The following is a 24,561-nucleotide window of genomic DNA, read 5'->3' as shown; positions in this document are numbered from 1 at the left end:
GCCCATGTCCGCAGCCAGATCCCTGTCCGCCCTTGCTGTCATGGCGGCCCTCGGCCTTGCCGCGTGCGGTCAGCCTGCAGGCTCCCCGGCTTCCGACAGCGCCGCCAAGCCCGCGGCGGAGCCCGTGGTCCTCACGGACGAGCAGAAGGCGGCGCTCCTGGCCGAACTCCCCGAGCCTTACAGGAGCGCGGACCTGGAACGGGGCGAAAGGCTCTACGCCATGTGCCGGTCCTGCCATACCTATGTCCCGGGCGGAGCCAATCTGACGGGTCCGAACCTGTGGGGGACCTTTGACGCCAAGGCCGGACTGGTGGCTGGATACAACTATTCCGAAGCGCTCAAGACCTCCGGTCTCGTCTGGGATGCGGCGACCATGGACAAGTGGATCGAGAATCCCCGCGGTCTCGTTGAGGGCACCAAGATGGCCTATGTCGGCATGAAGTCGGCAGAGGATCGCGCAGCCCTGGTCGCCTGGCTCAAGGTCAACACCAGCGCGCCCAAATAGACCGCGTCACGGCGCCGGGCGCGCCGCCTCCTCCATCTCGTAGGCTTCGATCTTCCGGGCCCGGGTCTCAGGCGGCTGGGTGAACCGCGCGAACAGGCTGTAGAAGATCGGGACGATGAAGATCGTCAGCAGGGTCGAGAAGATCGCGCCGAAGAAGATGACCACGCCGATGGTCTTCCGGGATTCTCCCCCCGCACCGCCCCAGAGGATCAGCGGCACCGCGCCGGCGGCGGCGGCGATGGACGTCATGATGATCGGGCGAAGCCGGACAACGGAACTCTCGATCACCGCCTCTCGGACCGAAAGACCCTCGTCCCGCAACTGGTTGGCGAACTCTACGATGAGGATGCCGTTCTTGGCTGCAATGCCCACCAGCATGATCAGGCCGATCTGGCTGTAGGTGTTCAGGGTCGAGTCGCTGATCAGAAGACCAAAGAGACCCCCGAGGGCTGCAACGGGAACAGTCAGCATGATCACAAGGGGATGGACCCAGCTCTCGAACTGGGCCGCCAGCACCAGGAAGACGAGGATCAGGGCCAGGGCCAGGGCGCCGTAGACCGCCGCGCCGCCCTCCAGGTAATCCCGCGCCAGGCCGCCCCACTTCACCGCCATTCCCGGCCGCTTGTCGATCTCCGCCTGGAAGAAGTTGACCGCCTCGCCGACGGTATAGCCCGGGTTCAGCTGGACCGAGAGGGTGATCGCCCGGAGCCGGTCCACCCGGTCACGGCTCGGGGTGTCGCCCTGGATTTCCGTCGTCACCACCGCCGACAGCGGCACCGTGGCGCCCGAGGCCGCGCGCACATAGACGTTCCTGAGATCCGACTCATTCATGCGCTGCGGCCGGTCGGCCTGCAGGATGACGTCATATTCCTGGCCGCCCCGGATATAGGTTGTCGTTCTGCGGGATCCGAAGAGCGTTTCCAGGGCCCGACCCACCGCCTGGGCCGACACGCCTAGTTGAGCGGCCTTCTCGCGATCAACCTCGACCAGCAGCCTCGGCGAGGTGGGTTCATAGTCGAGGCGCGGGCGGGAGAGACCCGGATTGTTCCGCGCCGCCGCCATCAAGGGCTGGATGGCCTGCTCGATCTGCGGGTACTCATCCCCCAGCAGGATGACGCTCACGCTGGATCCCCCCCCGCCGCCGCCTCGCTGGATGGACGGACGGACGGAGGCGATGACCCTGGCCGAAGTGACGGCGGCGTACTCCCGGTTCAGCTGGGCGGCGAGCTCCTGGGACGTGACATCGTTCACCCGCTCGTCGGGCAGGCCCGCATTGGCGCCCCCGGAGCTGAACTGGCTGCGTCCGAAGCTCGGGACGCTGAGGGTGTACCTCTCGATCACCCCCTCCTTCAGAAGGGAGAGGAGCCGCTTCTCCACCTCCTGCGAGGCCGGCAGGATGTAGTCATAGCCCGCCCCCTCCGGTCCCTGGATGGAGATGTCCACCCGGCCCCGGTCCTCCATCGGAACAAGCTCCTTGGGGATGATGACGGCAAGTCCGGCCGCCACCACGCCCATCGCCAGGATCAGGCCGCCCGCCGAAACAGAGGACAGGATCATCCGGCGAGGCGCCAGCAGAGCCTCCAGCGAGCTCTGATAGGATCGCTTCAGCGCGCCCATTGCGGTGTTCACCGCGCGGGTCATCGCCCCTCCCGTCCGTGCGGGGCGAAGGAGCACCGAGCCGAGCATAGGTGACAGACTGAGGGCGAGGAGCGCGGAGAACACCACGGCCGCCGCCACCGACACGGCCAGCTCGACGAACAGCCGGCCGGTGAACCCCGGCATGAACATCAGCGGCGCAAAGACCGAGATCAGGACGACAGTGGTCGCGATAACCGCGAAGAAGACCTGACGGGCGCCTCTCTGGGCGGCGACAAGCGGCGGCTCGCCCTCATCAACCCGTCGCTGGATGTTCTCCACCACCACAATGGCGTCGTCGACGACCAGGCCGATGGCCAGCACCAGGGCCAGCAGGGTCAGCAGGTTGACCGAGAACCCCAGGCCCGCGAGGACGATGAAGGTCGACAGGATGCAGATCGGCGCAACGACGGAGGGAACCAGCGCCGCCCTCCAGGATCCCAGGAAAACGAGGTTCACCAGCGCCACCAGGGCCAGGGCGATGCCCATGGTGATCCACACTTCCTCGAGGGCGTGGCGGGTGAAGGAGGTGAAGTCCACCGACACCTCGATCTTGGTCCCCGGCGGCAGGCTGCGGTTGATTTCGCGGAGCTGTTTCCGGATGCCGTCCGAAATCTCCAGATCATTGGCTTGGGACTGCCTGAAGACGGCCATCCCCACCTGGTCGTTCCCGTTGGAGCGGAAGAGCCGACGCCGCTCGTCCGGCCCCTCCTCGATCCGTGCGAGGTCGCCGAGGCGCACCACATAGGCGTTGGGATTGGCGGCGCTCGCCGCCGCGGACTGGGGCGAGGCGGCGGCGCCTGCGGCGGCGGCGGAAGAGCCCAGCGCGCCCTGCTGTCCGGCGGCCGAGGCGGCGGACCGGCTTGCGCCGGACGCCGTGACCGGCAGCTGGGCGAAGTCTTCCGGAGTCGCATAGCCCCGCGCCACCCGGATCGTGAAGTCCTTGGACGGCGCCTCAAGGGAGCCCGCAGGAAGCTCCAGGTTCTGGGCCCGGAGGGCGCCCTCGACATCGTCCACGGTCACGCCGCGCGCCGCCAGCGCCATGGGATCCAGCCAGATGCGCATGGCGTAGACCTGGGCGCCGCCCAGCCCCACCTGGGCCACCCCGGGCACGGTCGACAGGCGCTCCACCAGGTAGCGGTTCGCATAATCCGTCAGCTGGAGGCGGTTGAGCGTGGTCGACGTCAGGCTGAGGAACATGATCGGCGAGTCGTCCGCATTCGCCTTGGCGATCTGCGGGGGGTCGGCCTGGTCCGGCAGCAGGGGGGTGACCCGGCTGACCGCATCGCGCACGTCGTTGGCCGCGGCGTCGAGGTCACGGTCCAGGGTGAACGAGATCGAGATCCGGCTTCCGCCGTCCCGCGAGGTGGAGTTCACGCGGTCGATGCCCTGGATGCCCGAGACCTGGCGCTCGATCAGCTGGGTGATCCGCTCCTCGACCACCTCGGCGGAGGCCCCGCGATAGTTGGTCGAAACGCTGACGACCGGCGGATCGACGCTCGGCAGCTCCCGGACCGCCAGGGAAAAGTAGCTCGCAAAGCCGACAACACAGAGAAGGATCGCCCCGACCGCCGCAAAAACCGGGCGACGGACCGAGAGATCTGACAGCGTCATCCGGGCCTGCGCGGGGCGGCGCCTCCCGCTGGCGGACCGCCGGCGGGGCGGACCGGCTGACCGGACTGCACGCGGTTCAGTCCGTCGGCTACGACGCGATCCGCCGGGGTGACGCCCTCCAGGATCTCAACCCAGCCATCCTGTCGAAGGCCCGCCCTCACCGGCTTCTGCTGGACGGTCATCCGGCCGCCCTCCTCGACCACCACGAAGACCGAAGCGCCCTCGCCCTGAACCGCGACGGCGGATTCCGGCAGGGCCAGACCTGTACGCGAGCCCTGGCTCACGCCGACGCGCAGCATCATTCCCGGCTTCAGGCGCCCCTCGGCGCTGGAAAACTCGGACCGCGCAGTCAGGGCGCGGGTGCGCTCGTCGATCCGGGTGTCGAGGCGGATGATGCGACCGCTGAACCGGGCGTCCGGCCAGGCGTCCACCGTCGCCGTCAGGGCCTGGCCCTCGCGGACGGCGGAAAGGAAGCGGTCAGGCACCTGGAAATCCACCCGGACGGCGGAGAGGTCATCCAGGGTGACGATCGCGGCGCCGGGATTGATGACGGCGCCGGGCGCGATGTCCGACAGCCCCACCACGCCGGCGAAGGGCGCGCGGATCACCCGGTCGCCCAGACGCGCCTCGGCGGCGGCGACGTCGGCCCGGGCGGTCTTCCAGGCGGCTTCGAACTGGTCGACGGCGGCGGTCGAGGCGTAACCCTGCTCCCCGAGCGTCCGCCAGCGCTCATACGCCCTGCGGGCCTGCACCTCGCGGGCCTGGGCCTGGGCCAGGGCGGCGTCCTGCTCGGTGGTCTTCAGCTCCACCAGCACCTGGCCACGGGCCACGGTCTGTCCCGGCGTGAAGAGAACCCGGCTGACCAGCTGCGTCGTCGCCGCAGAGAGGGTCACGGACTGGCGCCCCTTGGCCACGCCCAGCAATTCGAGGCGCTCTGTGAAGGTGCGGCTGACGGGACTGACCAGCGACACCCGGGGGACCTCGCCCCTCGGCCCGCCGGGTCCGCCGCGTCCCATGCCGGGGGGGCCGCCCCCGCCGCCCGCGCCCGGAGCTCCCCCCTGGGCGGGTCTGGCGTCCGACAGGATCTTTAGCCCGCCGGCCACCGCCATCAGCAGGACCACGCCGACCGCGAGGACGAGAAAGAAATGGCGCCTGAGCACTTGGGCGGTAACTCCGGAGCCCCGACAAATCCTGGGGCGTCAGACAACACCCTCGTTCTCTAGGCTGAGGCCGTCGCGGCGTCCACCCCGGGACCCTGGGCCAAGACCCGATTCGGGCGCGGGCACGCTTACCGGGTCGAGGAGCAAGGCGGGACGAACTCCCGACAAGAAGTCGCGGGGTCCGTGTGGAAAGAGCGACACCGGTCTGACTTCGATTGGGGGAGTGGCGGACATCGACACGGGATGCTCCCCCTCTTTCAGTCGAGCCAACACGGCGGCTGTGATGCTCACCTCCATGGCTCCGCATCGGGAATCTCCACGAGATGAGCGTTTCAATAACGAGCGGGAGCTTTCGAATTCAATCATCGGGAAGCGGCATATCGCCGCTTCCCCTTTGGAACTGACGAAGGCCATCGATGGTTACATTCACCATTTCGTCGATGATATCGTCGTTGGTTCTTCCGGGCCGATCGGTAGAAGGTATTCTTGATATACTGAGTATGGAGCCGACGCCGTGGCCCATGGACCATACAAAGAGTGGCGCGGCGACCACGTGACGCCCGAGATAACGATCGACTGTTAATCTCAAAACGTCGAAGCAGCCCAATCCCAAGTTCGCAGATCCAGGACTTAAAATCGGATCGAGGTATCCCGCCTCGAACATGAATCGAAATCTCTCAGGATTCGCCACTGCAAAACGCGCATAAGCGCCAACGACACTACGAAGATTAGATTCCGGATCTTCTGAATATTTGGACGCAGTTGTTAATATCGATAGCAGGTCTTTGAACGAGACGGATGCAATCGCCCGTAAGAGACCCTCCTTGTCGCCGTAATGGTGCTGAGCCGCCGTGGCGGTCACACCCGCCTTCTCGGCAACCCGGCGCAGGGTGACCGCGCCGACCCCCTCCTCGTCGATGAGGCGGGTGGCGATCTCCAGCAGGGCGGCGTCCAGATTGCCGTGGTGATACCCATCCTTGCGGTAGTTTGTTCGCCGCTTCCGGGCGGGCTGCTGAGCTCGTTCCACATCCAACCTCGACCTTGTCATTTCATAGTCTCGAAGACGCCCGGGTCCGACCTAACGCTCCCCGGGCGGTGGGACAACACGTCCCAGCGCCCTGCAGCCCCGGGCGGGCGGGATGCCCATCCCGGATCACGCACCGCGCAAGGGCCGGACCAGGGTGCAAGATCAGAACCGTTCGTTCTTTATCTTGACATGCAAAAGATAATGACGCTCTCTTGGCTCATCGACAAGGAGGCTTCCATGACCGACACAACCTTCCCGCCTGCCGAGAAGTCGGCTGCAAAGGCTCCCCTTCGGGCGCCGTTTTCAGCTGATGTCGGGAATAGCTATCTGATCGGACCCTATGGTCCGGTTCTTGAAGAGGTGACGGCGTTCGACCTGCCGGTGACAGGCGAGGTCCCCGCCGGTCTCGTTGGGCGGTTCGTTCGAAATGGACCGAACCCCATCGAAGTCTCGGATCCGGCGAACCACCACTGGTTCCTCGGAGAGGGCATGGTGCACGGCGTCTACCTGCGCTCCGGCAAGGCTGAGTGGTACCGCAATCGCTTCGTCCGCAGCCGCCTTGTCTGCGACCGGCTCGGCGCCCCCTACCCCGCCGGAAAGCCCCGCACGAATGTGGATGTCGTGAACACCCACATCCAGAGCTTCGGCGGAAGGACGCTGGCCCTCGTGGAGTCCGGTCCTCCCGCCATGGCGTTGACCCATGAGCTGGAGACGATCGGCTATGAGGACTTCGCCGGCACCCTCGACGGCGCCTTCGCCGCCCACCCTCACCTCGATCCGCTGACCGGCGAGTGGCATGCGGTCACCTACGACCTGGGCGTGAAGTCCGAGCTTCGGCACGTCGTGATCGGGACCGACGGAAAGGTGAACCGCTCGGTCGCAATCCCCGTCTCGGACGGGCCCATGGTGCATGATTTCGCCATGACCCAGCGCTACATTCTGATCTTCGACCTTCCTGTGGTCTGGAATGATGCTGCCGCGGCGAGGGGACACCTCTTCCCCTATCAATGGTCAGAGACTCATCCCGCCCGGGTGGGACTGTTGCCGAGGAAGGGTGCGGCGGAGGACGTCATCTGGATCGATGTCCCCCCCTGCTACGTCTTCCATACGGCCAACGCCTATGATGCGGCGGACGGGACGGTTGTCGTCGATCTCGTCGAGTTCAGCAGCATGTTCAACACAGCGCTGAACGGGCCGGGCGAAGGCCCGCCAGTCCTGTCGCGATGGGTCCTCGACCCGGGGTCGGCCTCGATCGCCAAGACCGCGCTTTCGCGCAGGCCGCAGGAGTTTCCCCGGATTGACGAGCGGCTGACAGGCCAGAAGCATCGTTACATCTACGGCGCCGGCATTCAGACGGATCGCGGGTCGGCCATGTGCTTCGACACGGAGACCGGGCTTGAGCTTGCCCACGATTTCGGGCCAGGCCGCTTCGGGTCCGAGTGCGTCTTCGTTCCGAAGTCCGACACCGCAAAGGAAGGCGAGGGCTGGGTCATGACCTATGTGTGGAACGCGCCGACCAACACATCCGATCTGGTGATCATCGACGCCCAGGACTTCGCGGGTCCGCCAAAGGCGGTCGTCAAGTTGCCCGTTCGCGTGCCGTTCGGGTTCCATGGAAGCTGGATCGCCGACTAGGATTTCCCAGCAGGCATCTCCTGGGCGCTCACCTGTCCCTGTCGACGGGCGGCGCCCAGGCGGAGAGCTGGATCTTGCGGGGCCTCGCGCCCCTTCAGGTCGAGGATGAGCGCGACGGCGCTCTGAAAGCCCTCGACAGGGGTGTTCCCGTCTTGCGCCCGTTGACGGCCCAGTCGCCAGCTCGCTCGACGAACAGAAAGAGCCGGAATTATCTTAACGTAACGCAGATAATATCCGAATTGCCGACGGGAAGACGCGGGGGGTCCCGGCTCCGCCCTTCCTTGAGTGATCCACCGGGCCTGCCAGCCGATCGGGTTCGCCCCGACTGGCCCGGCGGTCACGACAGCTACAGCGGACCTGGAGGTCAGACTGATGAAGACGGTTCGGTTTCATGAACTCGGCCCCGCGAACGTCCTGCGGCTGGAGGAGGTTGACGCCCCGACGCCCGGCCCCGGGGACCTTCTTGTCAAGGTCGAGGCCGCCGGTCTGAACTTTTCCGATATCGGAAAGCGACTGGGTCGCTACCTGGAACCGACGCCGCTTCCCTTCACGCCGGGCTCTGAAGTCTGCGGCGAGGTTGTCGCTGTGGGCCCCGGGGTCAGCGGGCGCCGGGTTGGGGACCGGGTCGCTGGTGTGAACCCCTCTCGAAGCGGTGGATATGCAGAGTACGCCCTCCTTCCGGACCACGTGGCGGCCATCGTGCCTTCGACGGTTTCAGCGGAGGACGCCCTTGCGGTGAGCAACCAGGGCGCCACCGCATTCCACTTGCTGAACACGATGGCGCGGATGGCGAAGGGAGAGTCGGTCCTCGTTTCGGCCGCTGGCGGCGGCTGCGGCGGACTCATCCTGCAGCTGGCCAGACGTTTCGGCGCCGGAATGCTGATCGGGTTGGCCAGCACAGAGGCAAAGCGCGAGGCGGCCAAGGCCGACGGCGCCAACCTTGTTTTCGATCCTGCGGATCCGGATTGGCCCAAAAAAGTCGCCGACCAACTCAACGGCGGCATCGATATCTTTCTCGATAGTGTGGGGGGCGAACTGTACGAGTCCGGCCTCGGTCTGTTGGGCCCTTTTGGCCGGGCCGTCAGCTACGGACTGGCCAGCGGTCGCCCGTCGCCCGTCATTCCCCTGACGCTGATGCGGCGCTGCGCGTCTGTCTCGGGCTTCCACCTCGACCTGGTCATGGAGCGCCCGGGCGCCATGAGCCAGACCCTGTCGGACCTCTATGGCCTCGTCGCCGAGGGCGCGATCAAGCCGCGCATAGCGGCCAGCTTTGCGCTGAAGGACGCCGTCGCCGCGCACGAGTTCATGGAGAGCCGTGCGGCTGTCGGCAAGATCATCATCCGCCCTTAGGGCCCAGCGGCGCGAGACGGGAGAACAAGATGCAAAACGCCAACCGGGTCTTGAGATTGACGTCGAGGCCAGACGGCCTGCCCGGACCTGAACACTTCACGCTCACCGACGAGCCTGGACGCGCCCTGGCGCCCGGAGAGGTGCGGATCGCCTCGAGCTTCATCTCCATCGACCCGGCGATGAGGGTGTGGATGGACGAGCGCCCGGGTTACACGCCCGGCGTCAAGCTCGGCGAGGTCATGCGGGCCCTGGCGGTCGGCGAGGTGGTCGAGAGCCGGGCGGACGGTCTGGCCGTCGGGGCCTGGGTCGAAGGAACCTTCGGCCTCCAAAGTCACCCTGTGGTCTCGTCTGAACAGGCCCGGCTGGTGGACGCCCGCCTCGGTTCGCCGGAAGACTACCTGACTCTTCTCGGACTGCCTGGCGTAACCGCCCATCTGGGTCTGTTCGAGATCGCGGGGCTGAAGTCTGGAGAGACCGTCCTTGTATCCGCTGCGTCAGGGGGGGTCGGCCAGCTCGTGGGCCAGATCGCCCGCGCCTATGGCTGCCGCGTGGTCGGCATCTGCGGCGGCGCCGCCAAGTGCGAGATGGTGCTGAGAGAGTTCGGATTCGATGCAGCCGTCGACCATGGCCAGTCCGACACCGACCTGAACCGCGCTCTGGCTGAAGCCTGTCCGAACGGCGTGGATGTCTATTTCGACAATGTCGGCGGTCGCATCCTGGAGATGGCGCTCAATCATATCCGCGACTTCGCGCGCATCGTCATCTGCGGTCGCATTTCACAGACGGCAGGCCAACCCGTGCATCCCATCGGAAATCTCGGCGAGATGCTCGTGCACCGGGCGCGCATGCAAGGGTTCACAGTGGGCGACCACTTCCACTGCTGGCCGGCGGCTCGGCAGGACCTGGCGCGGCTGCGGGATGAGGGCCTGCTGAGAACCGAGCTTCACCTTCTTGAGGGACTCGAGAACGCCCCGGTCGCGCTCGGAATGCTCTTCCGGGGCGAGAACCGCGGAAAGATGGCGGTGAGAGTTATGTGAACGTCCATCCCCTCCCCTGCGCTGCAAGTTCGAAACATCAGCCTCGGCCAAAGTGAGCCGGGGTCGTCAACCGGAGCCTCAAGATGAACCTTTCCAATGGACCCCTCGCGGCCCTTCTGGCCCTGTCCCTGCTCTCGCTTCCGGCGTGCGCATCGCCCCCTCCCAAAACCATCCGGTCGGCGGATGCCGCCGGGCCGGAGGTTGTCCAGATCAAGCTGCCCATGTCGAACGCCTACCTGATCAAGTCGGCCAAGCCCGTGCTGATCGACGCAGGATCGCCAAAGGATGGTCCGGCGATACTGGCCGCCCTCAAGGCCGAAAATGTCGACTTGAAGGACGGGCTTATCCTGCTCACCCACGCCCACGGCGACCATGGCGGGGCGGCTGCGGAACTGCGCCGTATAACCGGCGCAAGAATTGCGCTTGGCGCGGGAGACGCCCCCATTGCGGCGGCGGGAAAGAATGATGAGCTTCGCCCGACCAGCTTCGAGGCCGAGGTTCTCAAGCGCGTCGTCGACTTCAAGTTTGAACCTTTTTCGCCGGATATCCCGATTACCAACAGCCTCGATCTCTCGCCCTGGGGCGTCGCCGGCAAGGCTGTGGTCATGCCGGGGCACACGCCGGGTTCCCTGGTGATCAAGCTGAACGACCGGGAAGTCTTTGTCGGCGACATGATGCGCGGGGGCAGCATGGGCGGCGCGGTGAACCCGACCCAACCCCACGAGCATTACTTCCAGGCCGATCTCGAACGTAATCGAGCGAATATCAGATCTCTGATCGAGGGCGGTGCTGAAGTTTTCTACCTCGGACACGGCGGTCCGGTTGATCGGGCAGCCGTGATCAAGGAGTTCAAGATAAGGTGACAGCTCGCGGTTGAACCGGTCTCGACAGACCGCGCATGAGCGCGGGAAACGACCAGAAGTGAATGGAGTTCGTAGTCCACCCTCTTCGATCAAGCCACATGAGGGCTCAAAGAGCAGGCTTGGATCGTCGTCCAGATCTAGAGGCGCAAAATGAAGACTGAAATCACGGAGCTTTTCGGCATAGAGCATCCGATCATGCAGGGCGGCATGCATTTTGTCGGCTTTGCTGAGATGGCGGCGGCGGTGTCAAATGCTGGCGGCCTGGGAATCATCACGGCTCTGACTCAACGCTCACCAGAGGCGTTGGCCGCAGAGATCGAACGCTGCAAGGCGATGACCAGCAAGCCATTCGGAGTCAACCTGACCTTTCTTCCGTCGGTCACCCCGCCCGACTACCCCGGCTACGTCCGGGTGATCATCGAGAGTGGCGTGAAGGTGGTCGAGACCGCAGGCAACAACCCTCAGAAGTGGCTCCCTGCGCTGAAAGAGGCGGGGATCCGGGTCATCCATAAATGCACAAGCGTCCGCCACGCCCTGAAGGCGGAGGCCATTGGCTGCGATGCGGTAAGCGTCGATGGCTTTGAATGTGGGGGGCACCCTGGTGAGGACGATGTGCCCAACTTCATTCTGCTTCCCAGGGCCGCCGAGGAACTGCGGGTCCCGTTCGTTGCTTCTGGCGGGATGGCCACCGGAGCGCAACTCGCAGCAGCCCTCGCCCTCGGGGCGGCCGGCGTGAATATGGGAACGCGCTTTATCGCAACTCAGGAAGCGCCGGTTCATGATAACGTAAAGCAGGCTATACTTGCAGCCACTGAACTTGATACCCGCTTGATCATGCGACCGTTGCGAAACACAGAGCGAGTTCTCAAAAATTCAGCTGTTGAGCGCCTGTTGAAAAAAGAGCAGGCGCTTGGCGAGAAGCTGACCTTCGCGGATGTCGCAGAGGAAGTGGCGGGCGTTTACCCAAGGATCATGGTCGATGGCGATATGGAAGCCGGAGGCTGGTCATGCGGAATGGTGGTCGGACTGATCCACGACGTCCCGACCTGCAAGAACCTGATCGACTCCATCATGGCGGAGGCGGAAGAAGTCATTCGTTCCCGCCTGACGAGGCTGCTCGGCTGAAGCGAGACGCCCCCATCCGCCCGGGATGGGTTTGGATTCCGGCCAGATAGAAAGGGATGGTTCATCTGGTCGAGGTCTAATTCACCCGGGCAAACGGGCTCTCACCCCGTCCCGCCGTCGATCTGCGCACGGAGGGCGCAGACACCCGGGCCCTTACATGGCGGGCGGTCGCGGCGACCTCGCTATGGACTATGGGCTATGCGCAGCCGATTCCAGCCTTCAGGGGAGACGGCGCCTCAGGCGTCGTAGCCCGGCATCTCGCGGTCGAGCTTGCGCAGACAGCCGGGCCAGCCCAGCTTGCCGCCGATCCCCCGCCCCACCTGCCGACGGACCTCTTCCTGCGCCGCCTCGGGGGCGATCAGGACGTTCTCGCGGCCGCAGGACAGGGCCATCACCTGCTGCTTGCAGGCGCGCTCGAGGAAGAACATCCCGTTCCAGCACTCCGCAGCGCTCTCGCCCAGAGCCAGGGTGCCGTGGTTGCGTAGCAGCATCAGCGACTTGTCGCCCAGGTCCGCCACCAGCCGCTCGCGTTCGTCGAGGTTGAGCGCGATGCCCTCATAGTCGTGGTAGGCGAGGTGCGGAAGACAGATCAGCGAGTGCTGCGACAGGGGCAACAGCCCCTCCTTCTGCGAAGACACCGCGGCCCCCTGGTCCGAATGCAGGTGCATCACGAAGTGGGCGTCCTCGCGGTTCATGTGGACCGCCGAGTGGATGGTGAAGCCCGCCGGATTGATGAAATAAGGCGTCTCCTGGAGGATGTTGCCCTCCACGTCGATGCGCACCAGGGACGAGGCCGTGATCTCGTCGAACAGCATGCCGTACGGATTGATCAGGAAATTGTGCTCCGGCCCCGGGATGCGGGCGGAGATATGGGTGTAGATCATGTCGTCCCACCCGTGCAGGGCGGCCAGCCGGTAAAGCGCGGCCAGATCCACCCGGGTCCGCCACTCCTCGTCGCTCACCTTCCCCTTGAGCGAAACAACGCCCGCAAGCGAACCATCCGCCATGACGGCCTCCCAGTCTTGATTTCAGGGGATCAGCGTCGCCCTGTGCAGGGCAAAGGTCAAGGCCGGTCAAACGCACCCGATCCCGCCGAAGCCGCCGCCTCCGGAATCCGGCGCTAGCGGTCGGAGAGAATTCGGGAGACGGCGCGGAGCCAGCGAGCATAGGCGGCCTCCGCCTCGGCTTCGGGAATCGAAGGCGTCAGGCCCGTGGTCTGCGGGCGGGCGGCGGCGGCGGCCTGGAGGTCCGGAAAGACCCCGCCGCCAAGCCCTGCCAGAAGCGCGGCGCCAAGGGCGGTCGTCTCCTCGTAGGACGCCCGCCCCACAGGCACTCGCGTCAGGTCGGCCAGCTTCTGGCAGAACCAGGCCGACCGCGACATGCCGCCATCCACCCTGAGCTCCGCACCCGGGCCAAAAGCCGACGGCGCATCGAGCCGCATGGCCTCGATGAGATCGCGGGTCTGGAAGGCGGCGGCGTCGAATGCGGCCTCCGCGATCTCGGCCAGCCCCGTATCCCGGGTCATACCGAGAAGGGCGCCCCGGGCGTCGGGGTCCCACCACGGGGCCCCAAGACCGGTGAAGGCCGGCGCGAGGATCACGCCGTGGCCCGGGCGGGCGCGACGGGCGAGGGCTTCGACCCCGGCGCCGCCCCCGTGGACCTCCAGTCCCTCGTTGATCCACTGCAGAGCTGCGCCGGCGACGAAGATGGAGCCTTCCAGCGCATAACTCACCCGACCGCCGATGCGCGAGGCCACCGTCGTCAGCAGCCGCGCCGAGGACCGGGGCGCCGCCTCTCCCGTGTGCACGAGCAGAAAACAGCCCGTACCATAGGTGGCCTTCATCTCGCCGGGCCGGATGCAGCCCTGCCCCATCAGCGCAGCCTGTTGGTCGCCGGCCACCCCGCGGATCGCGACAGGCCCGCCCAGCAGCTCGGGAAGGGTGTGGCCATAGTCATCCGCACAATCCAGGACCCGGGGCAGGATCGCCCTGGGAACCCGGAAGAGGTCCAGCAGCTCGTCGGACCAGTCCTGGGCGTGAATGTCGTACAAAAGGGTGCGGGAAGCATTGGTCGCGTCCGTGGCGTGAACCGCCCCGCCCGTCAGCTTCCAGATCACCCAGCAGTCCATCGTCCCGGCCAGGATCTCCCCCGCTTCGGCTCTGGCGCGCAGCCCCGGCTGGCTGTCCAGGATCCAGGCGAGCTTTGTGGCCGAGAAGTAGGGGTCGAGGAGCAGGCCGGTGAGGGCCGTCACACGAGGCTCCGCCCCCCTCGAGCGCAGCGCCTCGCAGGCCGGCGCCGTCCGGCGATCCTGCCAGACCAGGGCCCGGCCGACCGGCTCTCCGGTGCGCCGGTCCCAGACCACCACCGTCTCCCGCTGGTTTGTGACGCCCAGGGCCGCCACCTGGCCCGATTGAGCGCCGGCCCTTTGGAGCGCCGCCCGGAGAACCTTGACCGACGCGGAAAAGATCTCGCCGGCGTCGTGCTCGACTTCCCCGTCGGCGGGATAATGCTGCTCGAGAGGCTCGGATGCGCTCGCGATCTCCTTCCCCTCCGAGCTGAAGAGGATCGCCCGGGTCGAGGTTGTGCCCTGATCAAGGCTCAGAATGAACGGGAAAGACATGACATCGCTCAACATTCCATCCACTGTAAGCTATACACTGAAACGCGGCGGTTATCGCTGCGGCTTTGGCCCGGGTTACGCGCCAGGCTTCAGGGCTTCGGGTCCACCTTGGGGGTGCTTCATTGGGCGAAAGGGTGGACGAGATCATGGCCCTCGCCAAGAGCCGCAACGTGGCGGACCGCGAGCGCCTGCTTATCCGCCTGGTGGACCTCTGCAACGAGAGCGCTGATGAACTCCGGACCCCGCGGGTTCAGGCGCTTCTGTCCCAGGTCTTTTTCGACCTCGTCTTCCAGGCGGAGTACGATATCCGCCTTCGACTCGCCGAGAACATTTCGGAGGCCGACTGGGCGCCTTCCGCCCTCCTCAACATCCTGGCCTTCGACGACATCGAGATTGCGCGGCCGATCATCGCCCGCAGCCCTATCCTCGAGGACCCGGACCTGATCCGGATCCTCGTCGAGGCCACCCTCGAGCATCAGATCGAGGTCGCCCGGCGTCCGCAGATCAGCCCAACGGTGGTGGAGGCCATCCTCAAGGCGGCGACGCCGGAGGTGATGACCGCCCTGGCCGAGAACGAAACCGCCCGGGTTTCGGAACTTCACCTTCTTGAACTTGTCCGGATTGCGGAGAAGGTCCCCACTCTTCAGGACCCCCTCGCGGCGCACCCCCGGCTGACGGATGAACTGGCGGGCTACCTGTACGCCTGGGTGGGCGCCACACTTCGCAAGTCCCTTGCCGATCGTTTCGATCTCGACACCAAGGCGCTGGACACCGCCATCGCCGTCTCAATCCAGCAGGCGAGGACGGGCAGTCCATCGGCGGTCGGCAAGGAGAGAACTCCCGAGGAATCCGAGCAGGAACGCAGCGATCGACAATTGATCGCCAAGATGGACATGGCAGGCCAGTTACGCCCGAGCTACCTCGTGAAGGCCCTCAAGGATCAGAGATTGTCGCTGTTTGTAGCCGCCCTCGCCGCCCTGGGCCGATTTGAGGTCCGCGAGGTCAAATTGGCCCTCAAGGCCAACAACCCCGAGGCCCTTGCCCTGGCCTGCGCCGCCGTCGGGGTGGACCGGACGATCTTTCCCACCCTTCTGGCCCAGGTCCGCAGCCTCAACGAAGGGCTCCCAGCCGGAGGCTGGGAGGCCGACAAGGCGGCGATCCAGACATTCGCCAGGGTCAGCGCCAGGTCGGCCGGCGGACTTTTCCGCAAGACGATCGCTCAGACTTGAGATCGCAGGCTCGTGTCCCCAATCTTCCCGCCCGGCCGGCCGAAACTGACCTTCCTGAGCAGCGATCGGCCGGAAGCCCTGGAGGCGCGAGAGCGCCTCGCCGCCGCCTACGGGAGTGTCGACCCGGCGGAAGCTGATGTCATTGTGGCCCTGGGCGGCGACGGGTTCATGCTTGAGGTGCTGCATCTGCCGATTGCGCGCCGGATCCCGATCTACGGGATGAATCGGGGCTCGGTCGGCTTCCTGATGAACGACTATGCACCCGAGGATCTGCACGCCCGCATCGCCGCCGCCGAGCGGGCGGAGATCCATCCGCTCACCATGACGGCGAGGGACGCCGCAGGGCGGCGGTTCACCGCCATGGCGATCAACGAGGTTTCGCTTCTGCGACAGACCCGGCAGACGGCCAAGCTGAGGATCCTCATCGACGGGAAGGTCCGCCTTGCGGAGCTGTCCTGCGACGGCGCCCTTGTGTCCACCCCGGCCGGCTCCACGGCCTACAATCTCTCTGCGCACGGTCCAATCATTCCGCTGGAGGCGCGCGTCCTCGCCCTGACCCCCATCAGCGCCTTCAGACCTCGGCGATGGCGCGGCGCCCTGTTGCCGCATGCCGCCGAGGTCTGCTTCCAGGTTCTGGAGGCGGACAAACGCCCCGTGAGCGCCGTCGCCGACAACTTTGAGGTCAGGGATGTTGTCGAGGTGCTGGTGACAGAGGACCGGGACGTCTCCATGACCATGCTCTTTGATGCAGGCCGCGGCCTGCAGGAGCGTGTTCTGGCGGAACAGTTCTCGGTGTAACGGGCTGCACCAGTCGTTAACCGGCTCCGGATAGACTCCGCACAGTGATATCCTGACCTGGTTAGGCACTGGAAGGAGTCCCATGCCGCCTACTCTCCCGAAACCTCCGAAGATCAACATGGCCGCCGTCGCCCGGGCGGAGGCGGCTCTCGCCGCCATGTCCGTGAATTTCCAGCAATGGCTGGAAAGGGAGGTGACGCGTCTCGACGCCGCCATGTCTGCGGTCCGGTCGATGGGACGCACGGCGGAAACCATGGACGCGCTTTATCACCGGGCCCATGACCTGAAAGGCCTCGGTACGACCTATGGATATCCGATCATTTCCCAGATCGCCGGGACCCTTTGCCGGCTGATCGACACTCCGGAACGCAGGATGGTGGCGCCTCTGGAACTGGCTCTGGCGCATGTGGAAGCGATCAAGGCTGCGGCCCGGGACCAGATCAAGACCGAGGACGACGCCATCGGACGGGTCCTCGTGAAGGAACTGGCGGACAAGGTCGAGAGCTTCAATCCCCGAAAGTAAGGCCTCTGCGGCCGGCTACATCACCCGCTCGAGCGGTTCGGCGACCAGACCGTAGCCGGCTTCCGGCGGCAGGGTCAGGACCTTCCCCCCGGCGCGATCCTCTATGCGGGGCTGAACGGTCACCAGCCTCCTTTCCTGGGCGCGCCCAAGGCAGTCATCGGCGCTCGAGGCCTCCGACAGCAGCTGGATGTTCATCCGGGTGGGGAAGATGACCTTGCGGGCGCCGCTCTCGGCCAGGTCCAGCACTCTTCGCGGCGAAATCCACTCGGCGTCCACGGTTTCCCGCCCATCGCAGGCGGCCAGCTGATCGGCCGGGGCCTTGACCGCGTAGAACCAGGTGTCGAACCGCTTGGGCGTAAGAGGAGGCGTGATCCACCGGGCGAAGACGGTCAGGGCGGAGAGATCGAGGCGGACCCCTAGATCCCGGACGACATCGAGAAAGGCCAGGTCGCCGGCATCGACCGCCTTGCGGATATCCATCGGCGCGGCCTCGCCCCGGAACATGTCGCCGTCGGCTGTTCGGGCCAGAAGGATTCCGGCCTCCTCGAAGACCTCCCGGATGGCCGCAATCCGCAGCGGCCTTTGCACGTCGTCATGGGCCTCAAACCCCAGGGCGTACTGCGCCCAGGCCTCGGAGTGATCCCTCTCGTGGCTCTTGCCACCCGGAAAGACCAGGGCTCCCGAAGCGAAGTCGATCTGATGGTGGCGCTTCACCATCAGCACCTCGAACTCGGGATCATCCCGGAGCAGGAGGATCGTGGCGGCGGGCTTGATAGCGCTGTCGGGGGCGATCTCGGTCATGGCGGCATGATGAGGCGCAGGCGCGCAGGCTGGCAAGGGGGACCGTCTCAGACCGAGACGAGACGCTCCTCCTGCGGTGACGGCGCCGTTTCAAGCGTCTGGTCAAGACGCTCCATCAGGTAGACGACGTCTTCCTGCAGGACGTTGTATTTCACCGCCTCACAGCTCAGGAAGCGCTCCAGCATCCTCGCCTGAAGGCGAGCGCGGTCCAGGCCCCCGCCCTCCGCCTCAAGGGCGCGCCAGGCGTCCACACCGGCCCGGAACGCAAGGTAGAGCCGCATCGGCAGGCCAGCCTTCTCGTACAGCGCCTGCAGTCCGAGGGGACCGGCGTCGTGCACCATCAGCCGGGCGCCCCGGTGCTGAACCCGGGCCAGCTCTGCGAGGCCGTGCTCGAAGAAGGTCATATGGCCGTTGGCGAGGGCCCGCAGCAGGAGGGAGGGGGTCAGGCGCTCGTGCTTGTTCAGGTGGGCCGCGAACCGCGCCGGATCCCCGGACAGGCCGGCCTGGTCGACCAGGTCGATCGTCGTCCGCTCGATGGTCAGGCAGACCTGCCCGGCGGCCTCCGCACGCTCGTCGGACGCCCCGCCGTTCAGAATAGTGCGGATAACGGCCTCCTGACGCTTCTCCGGACATCCGCCTTCGACGGATGCTCGAACCTCACAAGGGCTTCGACTAATGTCGCGTCAGGTTTAGTGGAAATTCAACGGCCGCCGCCGGCGAATCGTTCTTCGCGCCGGTCGGAGTACACGGGGGATGAGATCCGGAAATGCTGCTTAACGGTCTGAAAGTCATAGAGTTTGCGTCGTATATCGCAGCTCCGGGCGCGGCGGGGATACTCGGCGACTGGGGGGCCGAGGTCATCAAGGTCGAGCGTCCCGAGGGCGACCCCATGCGGCATGTTTTCGCCGACACCAAGAACGCTGTCGCCGGAAACCCGACCTTCGCCGTCGACAACCGCGGCAAGCGCGCCATTGTCCTGGACATCTCACGTCCCGAAGGTCGGGACGCCCTCGCCCGTCTGGCGGCCACGGCGGATGTGTTCCTGACCAATGTCCGCCCGGCGGCCCTCAAGCGCGCCGGCCTCGATGAAGAGACCCTCCGCAAGGACAATCCGGGCCTCGTCTACGCCATGGTCACCGGCTACGGCCTCGAGGGACCGGACGCCCATCTTCCCGGCTTCGACGTCACCGCCTTCTGGGCCCGTTCCGGCGTGGCCCGCATGCATGCCCCAAAGGGGACCGACCCCTTCATCCTCCGCACCGGCGTGGGGGACCACACCACCTCCATGGCGACCGTCTCGGCCATACTCGCCGCGCTCTACGAGCGGGGCCGGACGGGACGCGGGCGACTGGTTCAGACCTCGCTGCTGGCCACGGGGGTCTACACCGTCTCCTCGGACATGGCGGTCCAGCTGGCCTTTGGCCGGCTGGCGTCGAACCGGCCCAGGACCGACCCCTTCGATCCTCTCGCCAACTTCTACCGCAGTTCGGACGATCACTGGTTTGTCCTGAACCCCCGCGGCGGGGGCGCCGACTGGAAGGCCCTGACCCGGGCTTGCGGCCGGCCGGACCTCGCCGACGACGAACGGTACGCCAGCGGACGCTCCCGCCGCATCAACAGCTCCGCCCTCGTCCAGGAGCTTGAGGCCGCCTTCGCGGGCTTCACCTTCGAGGAGGTCCGCGCCCGCCTTGACGCTGAGGACCTTGTCTGGGCGCCCGTGCAGACACCCGCCCAGGTCGTCGCCGACCCCCAGGTCGCCGCCGCCGGGGGATGGGTCGAGGTCGAAGACGGCCATGGCGGCCGGTTCCGCTCGCCAGCGGCGCCGGCGCGGTTTCCCGGCGCCGACCTGTCCCTGCGCCCCTCACCCCCCGGACTAGGCGAACACACGCGAGAGGTCCTGTCCGAACTCGGGTATTCGGCGGAGGAGATCGAGGCCCTCTACGCCAGCGGCGCGGCGGCCTGACCGGGGTCAGCTCAGGAGGGACGTTTCGCTCCGGCGGGGCTGCTGGGCGCCGCTTACTGAGGCCTCAGACAGGATCCGCAGCATCTCGGTCGAGAACAGCGAGCCTCCCAGGCGGGAACCGGGACCGACGCCGACGTCATCGCGGGAGTCGCCCAGGATCATGGCCATCAGGACCTCCTGTTCACGCTCGACGTCCTTGGCGCGGGAACTGCTCGCCACCTGGATGAAGTCGGCCATCTCCGAGTTCGGCGGCGGCGGCGGCACGGCCCCCGTCCGGGCGAGATTGGCGTAGAGCTCCTGGACGGTGGCGGCTCGGCCACCCTTGTAGAAAATGGTCGGATTCGCCCGGGCGGCGTCCGGGAACAGGCTTGCCGCCGGGGCCATGGGCTGGCTCTCAAGGGCCTCGATCAACCGCGCCGATCCGACCGGCCCGAGGAAATGGGCCATGTAGAGTTCCCCGGGCGAGGGGTCCCTGCCGATCCGGCCCTTCAGGTAGGCGGCGTTCTGGGAGGTGAACTCGCCCGCCATCACCGAGGCGGCCCGGGCGTCGAGACGGAGGTCGAGAACCGTCTGGCGCGCCCCGGACGCCACCACATAGCGCCCCTCCCCGTTCTGGCGGATCTGGTCGGCATAGGCGCCGTAGCCGTGGCGTTCCCCGAACTGCTTGAGCGTGGCGAGCCAGGTCTGCTCGGTGAACTGGAAAAGTCCGGTGGCGGTGGAGGTGGAGGCCCGGGCGGCGGGATTGAAGCTGCTTTCCCGCTGGGCGGTCTTCATCAGGTATCCGGAATCGACTCCGGTCGCAGCGCTCGCGCGCTGGATGATGGTCTGGACGGCGGATCTGATTCCACTGATCGACATGACCGCAACCTGCCCCGGTATGGTAAACGGGTGCTTAACCATACCTGTTTAGACGGGGTTACGGAAACATTAATATCAATAACTCCGGGGCAGGTCCAGAACCTGCTCGGCGATGAAATTGCAGATCATTTCGCGGCTCACGGGGGCGATCCTGGCGATCATCGCCTCCCGGAAATATCGCTCCACATGGTACTCCCTGGCGTAGCCCATGCCCCCGTGGGTCAGGACCGCCGCCTCGCAGGCGGCGAAGCCCGCCTCCCCTCCCAGGTACTTGGCCGCATTGGCCTCCGCCCCGCAGGGCTTTCCGGCGTCGAACAGGGCGGCGGCGCGGAAGGCCATGAGGCTCGCGGCCTCCAGCCCCATCCAGGCCCGGGCCAGGGGATGGGCGATCCCCTGATTCTGCCCGATCGGCCGGCCGAACACCCGCCGTTCCCGCGCATAGTCCGCCGCCCGCGCCAGCGCTGCGCGACCCAGGCCCACGGCTTCGATGCCGATCAGTACGCGCTCGGGGTTGAGGCCCGCCAGAAGGTAGGCGAAGCCCTTGCCCTCCTCTCCCACAAGGTCCTCGGCCGGAACCTCGAGATTGTCGATGAAGACGCTGTTCGACTCGATGGCCTTGCGGCCCATCTTGGGGATGACCGTGGCCGTGATGCGGCTGCGGTCAAAGTCCGTATAGAACAGGCTGAGGCCCTCGGTCGGCCTCTTCACGGCGTCCCGCGGCGTGGTCCGGGCGATGATCAGAATCTTGTTCGCCCGCTGGGCCATGGTGGTCCAGACCTTGCGCCCGTTGATCACCCAGCCGTTTCCGCGTCTCTCGGCGCGTGTGGTCAGGCTCGCCGTGTCCAGGCCGGAGTCCGGCTCGGTGACCGCAAAGCACATCCGGTCGCGCCCCTCGATCAGCCGCGGAATGGCGCGCGCCTTCTGGGAGTCCGATCCGAACTTCACGATCGGCATGGGCCCGAAAATGTTCAGGTGCACCGCGCTGGCGCCTGAGAAACCCGCCCCGGACTCGGCCACGGTCTGCATGATCAGCGCGGCCTCGGTCAGTCCCAGGCCGGCCCCGCCCAGGGCGTCTGGCATGGCCGCGCCCAGCCAGCCTCCGGACGCCATGGCGGACACGAAGGCCTCGGGAAAGTCGCCGGTCTCGTCGACCTGGCGCCAGTAATCGGCGTCAAAGCCCGCGCAGAGACGGCGCACGCCCTCCCGCAGTTCCAGTTGCGCCTCCGTGAAGTCGAACCCCGTCATCGGCCGCCGCTCTCCGCCCTCACCCGAACCGGGCGGGATCGAGTCGCACCGCCCAGGGCCCGGCATCCTCGCCGGTCACCGCCGCGGTGACAATCTTGGCGACCAGCGGGGCCAGGAGCCACCCGTTCCTGCGGGCGCCGACGGCCAGGAAGACGCCGGGTTGCGAGGCGGACCCGGCCAGGGGCAGGCCGTCCGCGGACGCCGCCCGAACGCCCGCGCGCGCACTCCAGCCCTCCGGGGGCGCATCGGGCAGGAGCGCCCCGACCGCGGCCCGCAACCCCGCCTGCGCCCCGGCGTCCGCCGTCAGGTCGCGCCGTCCGGGCTCCATGGTCGCCCCGGCCAGCACGCCGCCCTCCGACCCCAGGACATAGGCGCCTTCGGTCCGGATCACCCGGGCCGGCGGCGGCAGGTCGCCCCGCCAGAGGATCTGCCCCTTGATCGGAGCCAGCCCCTGCAGCTCGGGCGCCGCCGCTCCCAGGGCGGGGTCTGCGCCGGTGGCCAGGACGACCGGGCCGGTCTCCCCTCGCAGGTCCTCCGGCGCCAGCCGCCGCCGCTCAAGGATTCCGCCAAGCTCAGCCAGCCGCGCCGCCATGGCGGCGAGGGCGACCCGGGGCTCGATCCGCCAGTCCTCGGGGGTCAGGAGCCCCCCGGCGTATCGGGGGTTCAGCCCCGGAAGCCAGGCCTCCATCTCCGAACGGCCCACCCGGCCGATCCGGAGCCCCCGGGCCCGGAACCCCGCCTCCAGCCGGTCCGTCCAGTCCGCCCCGCCCGTGGCCGCCGTCCCGCTCCGGTCGAGGGTCAGGCCCAGCCGCGCCGCCAGCTCGGGCCAGAGGTCGCGGGCGGTGAGGAGGAGGTCCAGGGCATCGCCCCCCGGCGGATCAAGAAGGGTCTCGAAGGCCGGCGCCAGCATGCCCGCCGCCACGCCCGAGGCCGTCCGCCCCGGCTCCACATCCGCCACGACCCGCACCTTCAGCCCGGCTTCCGCCAGCGACAGGGCCGTCGCCAGGCCGAACACGCCGGCGCCAACGACACGGACCGAAAAGGGCGACGTCGAGGACATGCTCTCAGGCGCCGGATTCCGGCGGGGAAATCAAGGGTGGGGCGAAGGGGGGAACCGTACGGACTTGAGCCGGGCGCGGAAGAAGGGGAAGTAGCGCTCGGTTCCGAACATCGATCCGGCCTCCACCGCAAAGGGCACGCGGAACCCCTGGACCTCCCGGAAGTCGGAGAGGAAACCGCCGAAGGGCTGCAGCCGGTAGCGGCGTTCGGGATTGGCGTCGCTCCAGCGCTGGAACTCGACCACGAGGGGGCGGCCCTCGGCGTCGAGGCGCACGTCCACCGCCTGGGACAGGTCGCCGGCGGTCACGGTCACCCGGGCGGCGTCCTCGCCGAGGGCCTCCCAGGTCACTCCCGGCCGCGGCAGGAGGGCGGCGGGGGTCCAGAAGAGGGCCTCGGCCACATAGCGCCCGAAGGCGGCGCGGGTGTGATCCCGGGCGCCGCCCAGCCGGGCCACCGGGACGAGGCCAAAGATCCGGAACCGGGTCCAGCCGCGGGCGGGCGAGCCGAAGTCGGACCCGGACACTCCGTTCGGCAGTCGGAGCGTCCACAGAAAGCCCTCCGGGGCGGCCAGGATCTGGCGGGCGTCCATCGGCTGGTAGACGGGCCTGTCTGGCGGGCCGAGGCTGAACTCGCCCCCCATGTGAAGCTCGGCGACGGTCAGCAGGGGCGTCCCCGGGGCGATGGCGAAGCCGAAGAACCGCCGGGCGGGCTCCGGCAGCCCCTCGACCCTGCGCGGATCAAACCGGACCGGATCGGCCGGCTGCAGGGCGGCGAGCCTTCGCCACTGGGCCCGGTCGTCCCGCGCGTCCAGGACGCGGAGGGCCGACAGTCCCAGAAGCGAACAGGCGATTCCGCCCAGAAGGAGCCACAGCAAGATCATGCCGGATCTCTGCCGCGATCGCCGGACGGGCGCCAGTCGGGATCATCCCCAGGGGTCTGGGCTGGGCGACGGTCGCGGCGGCGAGGATCTGAGCAGACGGTATGGACTGGAGGCCGGACGGCTTTAGGCGTAGGAGGCGACATGCCCGTGATCGACCTCGGCGACCTCCTGACGGAACGCACCCGGACCACCCCCCTGACGGGTGTGGATGCCGGTGAGAGGACACTAGGGGTCGCCTTCAGCGACGCTCTCTGGACCCTCGCCACCCCCCATTCGGTCATCCGCCGGACGAAGTTCACCGACGATGCAAAGGCCCTCTTCCGGCTGATGGACGAACGCGGTTCCGACATCCTGGTGATCGGCCTGCCACTCAACATGGACGGAACGGAGGGCCCCCGCTGTCAGTCCTGCCGCGCCCTGGGCCGGAACCTCCTGCGCCTGCGCCCCGACCTGCGCATCGTCTTCCAGGATGAACGGCTGTCCACCGCCGCCGTCCAGCGCACCCTGATCGGCGAGGCCGACCTGTCGCGGGGCAAGCGGGCCGAGGTCGTGGACCGCGCCGCAGCGGCCTGGATCCTGGATGCGGCGCTGGACCGGCTCCGGGTCCTGAGCGGCGCCTGAGCCTTTTCCTTGG

The 24,561-nt window shown here is 67.1% G+C and carries 22 protein-coding genes; 11 read left to right on the top strand and 11 right to left on the bottom strand.

Annotated elements, in window-relative coordinates:
* A partial coding sequence (locus INE98_RS03710) for a c-type cytochrome (protein WP_367120161.1) occupies positions 1-505 on the top strand: 505 nt, incomplete at its 5' end.
* 6 nt (positions 506-511) lie between these two features.
* Here INE98_RS03710 and INE98_RS03705 read toward each other — a convergent pair.
* The 3 genes from INE98_RS03705 to INE98_RS03695 form a co-directional block, all read right to left on the bottom strand.
* Positions 512-3,754 carry an efflux RND transporter permease subunit gene (locus INE98_RS03705; protein ID WP_293536674.1) on the bottom strand — a complete coding sequence of 1,081 codons (3,243 nt, stop codon included), beginning with the start codon at positions 3,752-3,754 and terminating at the stop codon, positions 512-514.
* The gene (locus INE98_RS03700) at positions 3,751-4,914 is read right to left on the bottom strand and encodes an efflux RND transporter periplasmic adaptor subunit (protein WP_293536672.1); all 1,164 of its coding nucleotides are present in this window, start codon (positions 4,912-4,914) and stop codon (positions 3,751-3,753) included. The genes INE98_RS03705 and INE98_RS03700 overlap by 4 nt, the downstream gene beginning before the upstream one ends.
* 358 nt (positions 4,915-5,272) lie before the next feature.
* On the bottom strand, positions 5,273-5,941 hold the full coding sequence (locus INE98_RS03695; RefSeq protein ID WP_293536670.1) for a TetR/AcrR family transcriptional regulator: 669 nt from the start codon (positions 5,939-5,941) through the stop codon (positions 5,273-5,275).
* Positions 5,942-6,178: 237 nt separating this feature from the next.
* Between INE98_RS03695 and INE98_RS03690 the strand changes: the two genes are divergently transcribed.
* The 5 genes from INE98_RS03690 (at position 6,179) to INE98_RS03670 (ending at position 11,951) form a co-directional block, all read left to right on the top strand.
* On the top strand, positions 6,179-7,576 hold the full coding sequence (locus INE98_RS03690) for a carotenoid oxygenase family protein (protein WP_293536669.1): 1,398 nt from the start codon (positions 6,179-6,181) through the stop codon (positions 7,574-7,576).
* Between the two features lie 372 nt (positions 7,577-7,948).
* On the top strand, positions 7,949-8,926 hold the full coding sequence (locus INE98_RS03685; protein WP_293536667.1) for a zinc-binding dehydrogenase: 978 nt from the start codon (positions 7,949-7,951) through the stop codon (positions 8,924-8,926).
* A 29-nt stretch (positions 8,927-8,955) separates the two neighbouring features.
* Positions 8,956-9,963, top strand: a complete 1,008-nt coding sequence (locus tag INE98_RS03680) for an NADP-dependent oxidoreductase (protein WP_293536666.1) — start codon at positions 8,956-8,958, stop codon at positions 9,961-9,963.
* Positions 9,964-10,184: 221 nt separating this feature from the next.
* Positions 10,185-10,826, top strand: coding sequence for an MBL fold metallo-hydrolase (locus tag INE98_RS03675; protein WP_293536664.1), 642 nt, complete (start codon positions 10,185-10,187; stop codon positions 10,824-10,826).
* A 150-nt stretch (positions 10,827-10,976) separates the two neighbouring features.
* Complete coding sequence (locus tag INE98_RS03670; protein WP_293536662.1) at positions 10,977-11,951, top strand: nitronate monooxygenase family protein; 975 nt, start codon at positions 10,977-10,979, stop codon at positions 11,949-11,951.
* Positions 11,952-12,187: 236 nt separating this feature from the next.
* On the opposite strand, the gene INE98_RS03665 is transcribed toward INE98_RS03670, so the two are convergent.
* Positions 12,188-12,958, bottom strand: coding sequence for a class II aldolase/adducin family protein (locus INE98_RS03665; RefSeq protein WP_293536661.1), 771 nt, complete (start codon positions 12,956-12,958; stop codon positions 12,188-12,190).
* Between the two features lie 113 nt (positions 12,959-13,071).
* Entirely contained in the window at positions 13,072-14,571 is a 1,500-nt protein-coding gene (gene glpK, locus INE98_RS03660) for a glycerol kinase GlpK (protein ID WP_293536659.1), read from the bottom strand.
* A 146-nt stretch (positions 14,572-14,717) separates the two neighbouring features.
* On the opposite strand from glpK, the gene INE98_RS03655 reads away from it, so the two are divergent.
* The 3 genes from INE98_RS03655 to INE98_RS03645 all read left to right on the top strand — a co-directional run bounded on the left by INE98_RS03655 (position 14,718) and on the right by INE98_RS03645 (position 17,121).
* Positions 14,718-15,800, top strand: a complete 1,083-nt coding sequence (locus tag INE98_RS03655; protein WP_293536658.1) for a DUF2336 domain-containing protein — start codon at positions 14,718-14,720, stop codon at positions 15,798-15,800.
* A gap of 21 nt (positions 15,801-15,821) precedes the next feature.
* Entirely contained in the window at positions 15,822-16,598 is a 777-nt protein-coding gene (locus INE98_RS03650; RefSeq protein WP_293536677.1) for an NAD kinase, read from the top strand.
* An 82-nt stretch (positions 16,599-16,680) separates the two neighbouring features.
* Complete coding sequence (locus INE98_RS03645) at positions 16,681-17,121, top strand: Hpt domain-containing protein (protein ID WP_293536657.1); 441 nt, start codon at positions 16,681-16,683, stop codon at positions 17,119-17,121.
* Between the two features lie 15 nt (positions 17,122-17,136).
* Here INE98_RS03645 and INE98_RS03640 read toward each other — a convergent pair whose 3' ends face one another.
* Both INE98_RS03640 and INE98_RS03635 read right to left on the bottom strand, forming a co-directional pair.
* Complete coding sequence (locus tag INE98_RS03640) at positions 17,137-17,922, bottom strand: NUDIX hydrolase (protein WP_293536656.1); 786 nt, start codon at positions 17,920-17,922, stop codon at positions 17,137-17,139.
* Between the two features lie 47 nt (positions 17,923-17,969).
* Positions 17,970-18,515: a DUF2336 domain-containing protein gene (locus tag INE98_RS03635; RefSeq protein ID WP_293536675.1), complete on the bottom strand. Its 546-nt coding sequence runs from the start codon at positions 18,513-18,515 to the stop codon at positions 17,970-17,972.
* A gap of 173 nt (positions 18,516-18,688) precedes the next feature.
* On the opposite strand from INE98_RS03635, the gene INE98_RS03630 reads away from it, so the two are divergent.
* Positions 18,689-19,885: a CoA transferase gene (locus INE98_RS03630; protein ID WP_293536655.1), complete on the top strand. Its 1,197-nt coding sequence runs from the start codon at positions 18,689-18,691 to the stop codon at positions 19,883-19,885.
* Between the two features lie 6 nt (positions 19,886-19,891).
* On the opposite strand, the gene INE98_RS03625 is transcribed toward INE98_RS03630, so the two are convergent.
* The 4 genes from INE98_RS03625 to INE98_RS03610 all read right to left on the bottom strand — a co-directional run bounded on the left by INE98_RS03625 (position 19,892) and on the right by INE98_RS03610 (position 23,927).
* Positions 19,892-20,743: a transglycosylase SLT domain-containing protein gene (locus tag INE98_RS03625; protein WP_293536654.1), complete on the bottom strand. Its 852-nt coding sequence runs from the start codon at positions 20,741-20,743 to the stop codon at positions 19,892-19,894.
* A 75-nt stretch (positions 20,744-20,818) separates the two neighbouring features.
* Entirely contained in the window at positions 20,819-21,988 is a 1,170-nt protein-coding gene (locus tag INE98_RS03620) for an acyl-CoA dehydrogenase family protein (RefSeq protein WP_293536652.1), read from the bottom strand.
* Positions 21,989-22,007: 19 nt separating this feature from the next.
* Positions 22,008-23,048, bottom strand: a complete 1,041-nt coding sequence (locus tag INE98_RS03615; protein ID WP_293536650.1) for an FAD-binding oxidoreductase — start codon at positions 23,046-23,048, stop codon at positions 22,008-22,010.
* Between the two features lie 30 nt (positions 23,049-23,078).
* Complete coding sequence (locus tag INE98_RS03610; protein WP_293536648.1) at positions 23,079-23,927, bottom strand: DUF6544 family protein; 849 nt, start codon at positions 23,925-23,927, stop codon at positions 23,079-23,081.
* A gap of 141 nt (positions 23,928-24,068) precedes the next feature.
* On the opposite strand from INE98_RS03610, the gene ruvX reads away from it, so the two are divergent.
* Positions 24,069-24,548, top strand: a complete 480-nt coding sequence (gene ruvX / locus INE98_RS03605; RefSeq protein ID WP_293536646.1) for a Holliday junction resolvase RuvX — start codon at positions 24,069-24,071, stop codon at positions 24,546-24,548.
* Positions 24,549-24,561: the final 13 nt, after the last annotated feature.

It is taken from the genome of Phenylobacterium sp., assembly GCF_020253645.1.
GTDB lineage: Bacteria > Pseudomonadota > Alphaproteobacteria > Caulobacterales > Caulobacteraceae > Phenylobacterium.
The sequence above is the reverse complement of the archived record's forward strand: the minus strand, read 5'-3'. Positions and strand labels throughout refer to the sequence as shown.